The organism is Mesonia mobilis DSM 19841, assembly GCF_000423405.1.
GTDB lineage: Bacteria > Bacteroidota > Bacteroidia > Flavobacteriales > Flavobacteriaceae > Mesonia > Mesonia mobilis.
In genome coordinates this window covers 353,770-364,863 of sequence record NZ_AUHX01000004.1, presented here as the reverse complement: position 1 = coordinate 364,863, position 11,094 = coordinate 353,770, and the positions used below count along the sequence as shown (strand labels likewise).

Sequence of the window (11,094 nt, the reverse complement as noted above, 5' to 3'; positions counted from 1 at the left end):
CAGGATGCTACCGCTTATACGGTAAGCTATTACGAAAGTCAGGCCGATGCCGATACCGGAATGGCAGCAGCGATTACAAATCCTAACGCTTATGTGAACCAATCAGCTAACCCACAAACGATCTTTGTACGTGTAGAAAACAATAACGACCCTTCTTGTTATGAGACGAGCAGCTTTTTAATTCAAAGCTTCCTAAGTGGAATCGCTAATACGCCAAACCCCCTTTACATCTGTGATAATGGTCAAAGCACCAATGTGATCGATCTAACCCAAAACACCCCGATCGTATTGGGAGCACAGTCCTTAGCTGATTTTAATATCACCTATTACGAAACCCAAGCAGCAGCCGATGCTAATGAAGTAGGTATTACAGACCCTTCCAACTATACCTATTTAGAAGAAGACCAGGAGATCTTCGTACGTATCGAAAATATAGAACGAGAAGAATGCTACAACCTAACAAGCTTTGAGTTGAATGTAACTACGGTGGTGATCGGAGCTGTTGATCTTCAACAAGAATGTGATAACGGAACCCCGGGTACGGCCTTTTTCGATCTAACGGAGAACAACATAGCCGCTTTAGCGGGTCAGAGTCCTTCTAATTATACGGTAGATTACTATGCGAGTCAGGATGATCTGGATAATGATGTGGTTATTGCTGATTATACGAACTATGAAAATACCAGTAATCCACAAACGGTTTATGTTAAGGTAAGCTCATACAATCCACAAGATTGCTTTTTAACCACGAGTTTTGATATCGAAGCGACCCCATCGGCAGCGATCTTCGATCCAAGTCCTTTAATGGCTTGTGATAGTGATAACGATGGCTTTTATACCTTGTTCGATCTAAGTTCAAAAGATCAAGAGATTACGGGAGGTAATGATGATGTAAGTGTGAGCTATCACTTAACCTTAAGTGATGCCGAAAATAATGTAGATGCACTCAATAGTCCTTATTCAAACATTTCTGCCTTTAACCAAACGGTTTATGTGCGCGCTTTAGATGAGCTTAACGGCTGTGTGCAGACCACTACTTTAGAACTTCAGGTATACGATCGTCCGATGATCGAGACCCCTGCCGATCTAGAGGCTTGTGATGATGCAACCGCTGATGGTCAGACGTATTTTGATCTTACTTCTGTTGAAGAAGAAGTTTTAGACGGCTTGAACCCTGCTGATTATGAGATCACTTACCATAACAATGAAGCCGATGCTATTGCAGGAGGAAATGCTATTAGCGGTCCGGGAGGTTACTTCAGCCAAGCGCCAACTCAACAAGTATGGATCCGAGTAGAAGACATCGTAACTCCGGCAGGATGTTATAGTGTAGAGCCGTTAACCTTGATCGTTCACCCATTACCGGAGCCGGTACAACCTACAGCGCTTGAGTCTTGCGATGATCTAACAAGTGGTAGTGATACCGACGAACTAGTGGTTTTTGATCTGACCGAGAAAGAAGGAGAGATCACCGGTGGAGATACTTCTCTTAGTGTTATTTGGTATGCTACTCCGGCAGATTTTAGTAATGGTGTATCTATAGCCGATCCTCAAAACTATACCAATGACCTAGATAATGCACAAACCATTATCGCCGAGGTTACCGATGAGCAAGGTTGTAGTGCAACGACGACCTTAACCTTGATCGTGAACCCATTACCATCACCAACTCCAACCGACGAGTTGGAGGCTTATGTGATCTGTGATGATGATAACGATGGTTTTGCAGAATTCGATCTAAGCACCTACGAGGAGGAGATCGCCAATGGCGAGGCCGATGTAGAGATCACGTTCTATGCCACGCAGGCTAATGCAGAAGGAGGAGATCCTGATGATGAGCTTCCTAACCTTTACACCAATATCCAGGTGAACACGCAAGTGATCTATGCGCGTTCGACCAATATCAATACCGGTTGTTACCGTTATGTAGAGCTCACCTTAAGTGTTACTGCTTTACCGGATTTTGTCGAGACCGAAGACGGAGCATTAGATCTGTTTATCTGTGATGGGGAAGATGGGAATAACACAGGGATATTTGACCTGACCCAAAACACTCCGTTGATCTATGGAACTCAATCAGCAGAAGACTTTAGCGTGAGCTATTACGAGAGTGAAGCCGATGCAGCCAATGCAGAAGATCCTATCGGCAACCCAAGTGCTTATTCCAATGCAGGAGTAAGTCCGCTTAGCGTATGGTTCCGTATCGAAGATGAAGATACCGGTTGTTACCGTATCGGTTCGTTTGGCTTGAACGTAGGTAGTGATCCTTCTATTAGTAATCCGAGTAAATTGAGCGTTTGTGATGATAGTGCATTGGCCGCTGATGATGAGATCGGGCTTTTCGATCTTACAGCAGCGATCCCGGAGATCACCAACAACGATACATCATTAAGCGTTTACTTCTATGAAAATGCAGCAGCTTTAGCCGCTGATAACCCGATCGCAGATCCGGAGAATTATCAGAATATTGCTAATGCACAGACTTTAGAAGTTCGTGTGATCGGCGAGAATACGTGTCCGGCTCATACCACCTTAACTTTAGAGGTCACTCCTAATCCGAGTTTAGCTTTAGAATTAGAAGCTATCGAAGAATGTGATGGTGATAATGATGGGTTTACCGAATTTGACTTAGAGGCAGAGATCGATAATATTTTAAATGGAGAGCCTAATGTGACCATTACGTTCCATATTAGTGAGAATGCCGCAAATTTAGGTACTAATCCGATCACCAATACAGATGTCTATAGTACCACCAATATCTATCAAACCATTTATGTACGTGCTGAGAATACCGGTCCTAATGGCAATGATGGTACCGGGTGTTATACGGTGCGTCCTTTAGAGTTGATTCAGATAGCTTCACCGGAGATCCAATTAGAGCTAGAAGATCTCTATGTATGTGATGATGAAAGCCCGAATGGATTTACCTCTTTCGACCTTACTCAGAATGAAGACAATATTTTAGGCGATGTAGACGCGAGTGATCTAGAGATCACTTACCACACTAATGAGCAGGAAGCCATTGATGGAGTCAACGCTATTGCGGTACCAACCAACTATACCAATACGAGCAATGGTCAAACTATTTATGTTCGTTTAGAGAACACCACTACCGGTTGTATCGATACCTTTGGTTTTGATGGGGACAATAGCTTTACCTTAAATGTAAATGAATTACCACCGTTAAGCTACCCAACCGATCTCAATGTCTGTGATGATGATTATGACAATGATCCTTATAGCAGCACCCTTTTTGATCTTACTGTAAAAGAAACCGAGATCTTTGGAGGAGTGCCGGCAGTACCATCTCAATACGAGTTTACCTATTATGCCAATGCAGAAGACCTTAATAACGGAATTGCGATCGATACTCCGGAAGGATATGAAAATATAGCCAACCCACAAACCATTTATGTGGTGGTTGAAGATACTTCGGGAACCACAGTACAATGTAGTGCAGAGGTTAGTTTCGATCTTCAGGTTTTACCATTACCAAGTCCATCGACAACCGATCCTGATGTATTACGTCAAACCGCTTGTGATGATGATAACGACGGAGTCGCTTTAGACCCTTTCGATCTTAGCTTAAGTGGTCAATTGATCAGTCAGGGAGAAAATGTAACGATCAGTTATTACAAAACACTTGAAGCGGCAGAAGATGAAGATGCAGCCGAACTTATTGGTACGCCAACCGCTTATCTCAATGAGCCGAGTTACAATGAAGTCGATCAAACCGGCGCACCTACCAATGTACAGGTGATCTATGCCCGTGTCGATAGCAATGCCACCGGGAACTTCTGTTATGTGGTGGTTCCTTTTGAATTGGTAGTGCAACCGGTACCGGTCTTGAATGAAGCTATCGACGACCTAGCCTTTGGATATACCGTATGTTCAGACGATGCCGGCGGACTTACCGGAGCTTTCTATCCGGAAGATGTAGCCGGGCAAGTGTACGATTATAACGGTGGGGACTTTGATACTTCACTTATCGTTCCATTATTAGATCAAAACACCCCTACTAACGGAGTGATCGAGGATTATACCTTAAGCTTCCACTTTAGCGTAGCAGATGCATTAGCCGGAGAGAATGCTGTACCTTTTGGCTATCAGGCCTCTAATGGCGAGCAGTTCTATATCCAGTTAACCCATACCTTAACCGGTTGTATGCTTACTGAAGAAAGTGACTTGGGTATTTTACATATCAATGTAGCGCCAAGACCAACTATCGCCGATGTAGACCTATCGAGAATGCTATGTTCTAATAATGAAGGAGAAGATACCGCTACGATCAACTTGCAAGATTTCGATACTAATATCGATAATAATGCCACTCCGCCTACCACCGAGGTGTATTATTACGCTAGTGAAGTAGATTATGACAACGGGGACCGAATCCCGGAAACAGCAGAATCAACTTACCTAGCGAGTGATGGCGATGTGATCTATGCTGAAGTGATCAATACCGATACCTTCTGTACCAGCACCAATGTAGTGATGATCCCGATCACGGTAGATGCACGTCCAAGTGTAGATATCAGTGATTATGATCAGTTGTATATCTGTGTAGACAGCGATCCAAGCACACCGGTAACCGATGGTGATTATAGTGCTATTATTATTGACACCGGACTTGATGCCACTGCTTATAGCTTTGAATGGACCTATGGCGGTACTGTACTTGCCGGAGAGACCGGCCCTAGCATCACCGTAGGAGGCGGAAGCAGCAATCCACTACAAGCAGGAGACTATAGTGTGCAGGTATTCGATCTAAATACCTTAGATGAGAACAACAATAACTGTGGAAGTGATATTGATACGGTCACGATCTTAGAGAGCAACCCACCGGAGTTTGAAGTAGCACCAACTTCTTTAGGCTTTGAAGGAGAGCATAGCTTACAGGTATTTAATGTAAGCGGAATCGGAGAGTATGAATTCAGTATCGATAATGGACCTTGGGTAGATCTTTCAGGTGTAACGATCGACTTTGACGGGCTATCAGCAGGAACGCATATTGTTTACGGAAGAGATAAAAACGGATGTGGGGTGACCGCCTCAGAGGTGATCTCGTTTATCGACTTCCCACCATTCTTTACCCCGAATGATGACGGGTATAATGATTACTGGAACATCATTGGTCTCGATACTCCGCTCAACCGAGGGGCTAAGATCTTTATCTTCGATCGCTACGGGAAACTCTTAAAACAGTTAAGCCCAAGCTCAAGAGGATGGGATGGCACCTATAACGGTAACCCATTACCTTCAGGAGATTACTGGTTCAGTGTAGAATACCAAGACCCGGGAATCCCTCAAGAAGACGGTAGCCTGGCAGAGCCTACTCCGAACACTTTTAAAAACCACTTTACTCTGAAAAGATAAAAGGCGTTCAAGTTTATCGAAAACCAAAAAAGGAGGCAATTTGCCTCCTTTTTTATTCAATAATATTATTTATAACAAACTATCGTGTTTTACAACTCAGGACTATTCGTCACAGCACTGCGGTCTATTTTCTTTACTAAACCTTGTAAAACTTTACCAGGACCAATTTCTGTAAAAGAAGTGGCACCATCTTTAATCATGTTTTGTACACTTTGGGTCCATTTTACCGGTGCTGTGAGTTGAAATATTAAATTTTCTTTAATCTCATCAGAATTGGTAACACTAAAGGTACTAACGTTTTGGTATATTGGGCAAATTGGAGTGTTAAATTTTGTTTCTTCAATAGCTTTTGCTAATTCTTCACGAGCAGGTTCCATTAACGGAGAGTGAAACGCACCACCAACCGGTAACACTAGAGCTCTTTTTGCCCCTTTTTCTTTTAAGGCTTCACAAGCAGCTTCAATTGCTTTTACTTCACCAGAAATCACTAATTGTCCCGGGCAGTTATAATTTGCCGCTACAACAACACCGTCAATTTCTGCGCAAACAGCTTCAACTAATTCATCTTCTAAGCCTAAAACAGCAGCCATTGTCGAGGGTTGTAATTCACAAGCTTTTTGCATGGCTTCTGCACGTTTAGATACTAATCTTAAAGCGTCTTCAAATTCTAAGGTTTTATTGGCTACTAAGGCAGAAAATTCGCCTAAAGAATGTCCAGCAACCATTTCTGGCTTGGCATCTTCACCTAATACGTGATTTAAAATCACAGAATGTAAAAATACAGCCGGTTGTGTTACGTTGGTTTGTTTTAATTGTTCAGCAGTACCTTCAAACATAATATCGGTAATGTTGAATCCTAAAACTTGATTGGCTTTTTCGAACATTTTTTGGGCTTCCGGAAAGTTCTCATATAAACTTAATCCCATTCCGGTAAATTGAGCTCCTTGTCCGGGAAAAACGTATGCTTTCATAATTTTTTTAATTTTCTTTGGGCAAATGTACTATAAAAAAGACCTAATAGGAAAAATCTTCACTATTAGGTCTTCTTGGCAATAAACAGGATCTTTTATATGGTTAATTTACCTTTTTCTCCTACATCTTCTTTATTTCCGGTAACAGCACCAATGGTCATTTTAAATAAGCTGACTAATTTATTGGTTTTTGTATCCCAATAATAAGCTTCTTTCGGAGTAAATTTTAAAGCAGTTAAATTAGGATCGTCTTTGCCATCGAACCAATTGTCGGAAATCGATGAATATAATTCTTCTAGAATAGATTGTTCTACCACAATTTCAGCTTCACCAAAAACACTTAAAAACTTTTTAGACGAAGGCTCACTATAAAGTAATTGCACTTCTTTGTTTTTAATAATATTTTTATTGTGGTCGCTATCACCGGGACTTAAAAACCAAATATCACCGTGCATATCGATTTTTTTCTGCGTCATTGGTATAGCTTGTAGCGGGCTTTCGCCTAGAGCCGTCACCATCATCGAGGTTTCGATCTCTTCGGTTAATTCTTTAATCTTTTTCTTTGCTTCTTCGTTATACTTGTTTTGGGTACTCATAATTTTTTCCTTTAAAATTACAAGTTATTCAGTTGAACACGAGTCAATAAACTATTAAAAATCGAGCGAATGCTGTTAATAAGTGTGAAAATGAGTTAGCTGAATTTTCTAAGAATATTTTCTACGGAAGCTAAATAACCGCGACCAAACAAGTTTAAATGAACTAAAAGGTAGTAAAGTTGCCAAAGCGGAATGCGTTCTTTCCATTGATTTTCTAACGGAAAAATTTTTTCATAATTCTGAAAAACTTCCGTAGGAAAACCACCAAATAATTGCATCATCGCTAAATCCATTTCTCGTGGTGCAAAGCATGTAGCCGGATCGATCAAAGCGGGATTGCCAAGTTCATCGACTAAATAATTGCCATTCCAAAGATCGCCGTGAATTAAACTTGGTTGTTCTTTCGGGATCAATTCAGCAATAGTTTGATAAAATCGATTTAAATTTTGAAAACTGAATCCGTTTTTGGATGCTAATTGAAATTGTGGTTTCAATCTTTTTTCAATATAAAATTCAGCAGCAATGGTAATTGTAGAAATATTATATTGCGGTAAACTTCCAATATAATTGTCTTCTTCTAAACCAAAAGTGGATTGAGAAACTTGATGTTGTTTCGCTAAACCTTCCGCAAAATTCACCCAAAAATTTTCTTTTTTAGATGCGGTTGGTAAATATTCCAAAAGTAAATAAGCTTCATTTTGAATAGCACCATAACCAAAAACTTCAGGAATTCGTAAAGCATTTGCAGCTTTCAACTTTTGTAAACCCAACGCTTCTTTTTTGAACATCTCAGGGAATTGATCGGCTTTATTTAATTTAACGACCAATTTATTTTCAGGAGTCGTTAAAAGATAAGTTTCGTTAATATCTCCGCCAGATAGTATTGAAGCATTTTGAAGCTGAAAACCTTCTTTTTCTGCAATTTGATGAAGTACTTCCGGTAAAATAAATTTTATTTTTTGCGTTCGTAAGTAAGGTAAGTGAAAGCGTATTTGTGCTTTTCATCTTTATCGTGAAATTCTTCGTTCACCAATTTCCAATCGTTCAGGTCTAATTCCGGGAAATAAGCATCGGCTTCAAATTCGCCGTGTACGCGCGTAAGTTCAATTTTATCGGCGTAAGGTAAACTAAGTTTATAAATTTCTCCGCCACCAATAATAAAAGGTTGCTCATCTTCACGAGCAAAAGCCAACGCATCTTTTAAATTGTGAGTAACAATACAATTTTGATCGTCATAATCTTGCTGGTGTGTGATTACTACGTGCGTTCGGTTAGGTAAAGGTTTAGGGAAAGACTCAAAAGTTTTTCTTCCCATAATAATATGATGACCGGTCGTTAATTTTTTGAAGCGTTTAAAGTCGTCCGGCAAATGCCAAACCAGGTCATTGTCTTTGCCAAGTGCGTTATTTTCTGCCACAGCAGCAATAATTGTAAGCATAATTATGCGTTTAGTGAGGTGTTATTGTTAGAATTGGGTAGCGGATGTTCTTTTTCTACGCGCTGTTGTAATTCTGCAATTTTCTTTTTTTGTTTTTCAACTAAGCGTTCCATTTGTTTGTTTTCCCATTCTTTTCCCATTAGTTTATTCACAAAAAATACATTGATCGCGTGAATTAGAAAGAAAAAGAACCATAGTAAAATAGCCCAAACAAACCAGTCGGTTCCAAAAAGTTTAAACTCTTTGCCAAAGTCGAGTACTACATTTAGAATGATAAATAAAATTGAACCTGCAATAAAAATCACAAAATGAGTGGTTAAGCGTTTTTTCTGCTTTATTCTACGCTGTGCATTCTCAAAAAGTTCGCGTTGTTCGCTATCTATTTTGCCCGATTTTCTTTCTGCTGAAGCCATATTATTGTAACTTAGTTGTACGCCAAATTAAAGATTTTTAGCCAAAATTTTTTTCAGCTTATGAAGAATTTAAGAAATGAGTTCCCCATGATCGGGCAATATACTTATTTAAACACTGCCGCCACCGGTATACTTTCTGAAACTGTTTTTGATTACCGCCAAGATCAAAACCTAGATATGCTTACGCAAGCCAGTATTTTTAGAGATAAAAAATCTAATTTATATGCAGAAGTGCGTGAAGCCTTAGCGCAATTTTATAAAGCTGAAGCCAATAAAGTAGCGTTGATGCCGAGTTTTTCATTTGGATTTAATGCCTTTTTAGAAGGCTCGCCGGCAACAGCAAAAGTATTATTGTTAGAAGGCGATTATCCTTCTATCAATTTGCCGGTAGAAGCGCGAGATTTTGAAGTTTGTTATGCTGAAATTGATGAAAATCTAGAAATGAATGTAAGCGCAGCGGTAAAAGAACATCAACCTGATGTATTTGTGTTTAGTATGGTGCAATACGTTAGCGGAATCAAAATTGATCTAGATTTTCTCAAACAATTGAAAAAGGAAAATCCTAATTTATTAATTGTTGGCGACGGGACTCAGTTTTGCGGAACCGAAGTTTTTAATTTTCAGGAATCTGGTCTAGACGTTTTGGGAACCAGTGCTTATAAATGGCTGAATGCCGGATTCGGAAATGCTTTTTTCCTTTTTAAAGAAGAAGTGGCCGAGCGAGTTTACCCAAAAGCCGTAGGTTTTGGCTCTAATATTGGAAAATATAAGCAAGAAGAAAATACGCTCATCGGTAAGTTTGAACCCGGGCATTTAGACACCTCCAATATCGGGAGTATAAAAGCGGCTTTACAATTACAAGAAAAAATAGGTGTTGAAGAAATTGAAAAACAAGTAAAAAATCTAAAAACCTTAGCGAAAGCTGAATTTGAAAAACTTCATTTATTAGAAGAAAAAGTAGCCAAACGAAAAGAACATTCTTCACTTTTCAATATTAAAGGAACTACTGAATTATTTAATTTTTTAAATAATAGAGGAGTGGTTTGCTCGCAACGCGGCGATGGTATTCGCGTAAGTTTTCATTATTATAATACACAACAAGATCTAGAGGAATTACTTGATTTGATAAAGAATTTTGGAGGTTGAAATGAAGATGGATATCTAGACTGATAAATAATTTTGATTTAGCTTGATGAGATGCTGAGTCAAGCTCAGCATGACGAAAACATTATAATTCAATAATGAAAAATATTTGAAAAGTATAAATCCTTCAAGGTCACAAAGACCTTGAAGGATTAGAATTATAAATTTCTTTTTTGATAAGAAATCTACTTCTTCTCGAAAATATAATTCTTATAAAAGCATTCTTCGTCGCAGAAGAATTCTGTCATTTTTAGACCGGCTTGGTTGGCGAGCCATTCAACCACATCGTCATCGTATTTTTGTGAGATTTCGGTATGTATGGTTTCCCATTGTTTAAAGTTTAATTCGAGGTTAAGCGCATTAATGTTCACTTTTTGCTCTTCTAAACTTACTAAAAAGCTTTTCGCGGTTCCGGTTTCAGGATCGTAAGTTTCCCAATGTTTAAAGTTTTCAACCTTAAAATTTGCGTCTAATTCATTATTAATACGCTCCAATAAATTTTTATTAAAAGCTTCAGTTACGCCGGTTGGGTCATTATATGCATCTAAAATTGTTTGCGGATTTTTCTTTTGGTCGAAACCCATAAACAACATATCACCGGGATTCATCGCTTTTTGAATATTCATTAAAAAGTCAATCGCTTTATCGTGGGGCAAATTACCAATGTTAGAACCTAACACCATCATCACTTTTTTGCGAGTGTTGTATTTAGCAAGATCTTCTAATACATTAAAATAAGTACCTTGTAAAGTTTCAACTTGTACTTCCGGTATTTCTTCTGTTAAAGAAGCTTCTAGACTATCTAAAATATTCTGACTTATATCGATGGGTAAATACTTAAAGTCGATGTTGTTTTCGGTTAAGTATTTTAAAAGAATTTTGGTTTTTTTTCCGTCGCCGGCGCCTAATTCAATTAAATCGAAACCTTTTTCAGCTTTAAAATAATCGCTCAACGCAGCTTTATGTTTTTCTAAAATATCGAACTCGCAATTGGTTAAATAGTATTCCGGCAAATTCATAATATCTTGAAAAAGTTTATCTCCTTTTTTATCGTAAATGTATTTAGAAGATAAGTATTTTGGGAAAGCGGTTAAGCCTTCCTGTACTTCTAAAGCAAATTCAGAAGTGGGTTTTATTTCGGTCTGTTTGTCCATAAA

Annotated in this window: 8 protein-coding genes; 2 read left to right on the top strand and 6 right to left on the bottom strand. The window is 39.0% G+C overall.

The window, feature by feature from the left end:
* Nucleotides 1-5,376 (top strand): T9SS type B sorting domain-containing protein (locus G551_RS0104365; protein ID WP_027884415.1); only part of this gene is annotated, 5,376 nt, incomplete at its 5' end.
* A gap of 89 nt (nucleotides 5,377-5,465) precedes the next feature.
* Here G551_RS0104365 and fabD read toward each other — a convergent pair.
* From fabD to G551_RS0104340, 5 genes are all read right to left on the bottom strand, one after another.
* On the bottom strand, nucleotides 5,466-6,347 hold the full coding sequence (gene fabD, locus G551_RS0104360; RefSeq protein ID WP_027884414.1) for an ACP S-malonyltransferase: 882 nt from the start codon (nucleotides 6,345-6,347) through the stop codon (nucleotides 5,466-5,468).
* 95 nt (nucleotides 6,348-6,442) lie between these two features.
* Complete coding sequence (locus G551_RS0104355; RefSeq protein WP_027884413.1) at nucleotides 6,443-6,943, bottom strand: pyridoxamine 5'-phosphate oxidase family protein; 501 nt, start codon at nucleotides 6,941-6,943, stop codon at nucleotides 6,443-6,445.
* Nucleotides 6,944-7,038: 95 nt separating this feature from the next.
* Complete coding sequence (locus G551_RS0104350) at nucleotides 7,039-7,866, bottom strand: fructosamine kinase family protein (protein ID WP_262492850.1); 828 nt, start codon at nucleotides 7,864-7,866, stop codon at nucleotides 7,039-7,041.
* A 29-nt stretch (nucleotides 7,867-7,895) separates the two neighbouring features.
* On the bottom strand, nucleotides 7,896-8,381 hold the full coding sequence (locus G551_RS0104345; RefSeq protein ID WP_027884411.1) for a dihydrofolate reductase: 486 nt from the start codon (nucleotides 8,379-8,381) through the stop codon (nucleotides 7,896-7,898).
* A 2-nt stretch (nucleotides 8,382-8,383) separates the two neighbouring features.
* The gene (locus G551_RS0104340; protein WP_027884410.1) at nucleotides 8,384-8,794 is read right to left on the bottom strand and encodes a 2TM domain-containing protein; all 411 of its coding nucleotides are present in this window, start codon (nucleotides 8,792-8,794) and stop codon (nucleotides 8,384-8,386) included.
* Nucleotides 8,795-8,854: 60 nt separating this feature from the next.
* Here G551_RS0104340 and G551_RS0104335 point away from each other — a divergent pair, with 60 nt between their 5' ends.
* Nucleotides 8,855-9,940, top strand: a complete 1,086-nt coding sequence (locus tag G551_RS0104335; protein WP_027884409.1) for an aminotransferase class V-fold PLP-dependent enzyme — start codon at nucleotides 8,855-8,857, stop codon at nucleotides 9,938-9,940.
* A gap of 182 nt (nucleotides 9,941-10,122) precedes the next feature.
* Here the strand turns inward: G551_RS0104335 and egtD are convergent, their stop codons facing one another.
* Entirely contained in the window at nucleotides 10,123-11,091 is a 969-nt protein-coding gene (egtD, locus tag G551_RS0104330; RefSeq protein WP_027884408.1) for an L-histidine N(alpha)-methyltransferase, read from the bottom strand.
* Nucleotides 11,092-11,094 lie beyond the last annotated feature (3 nt).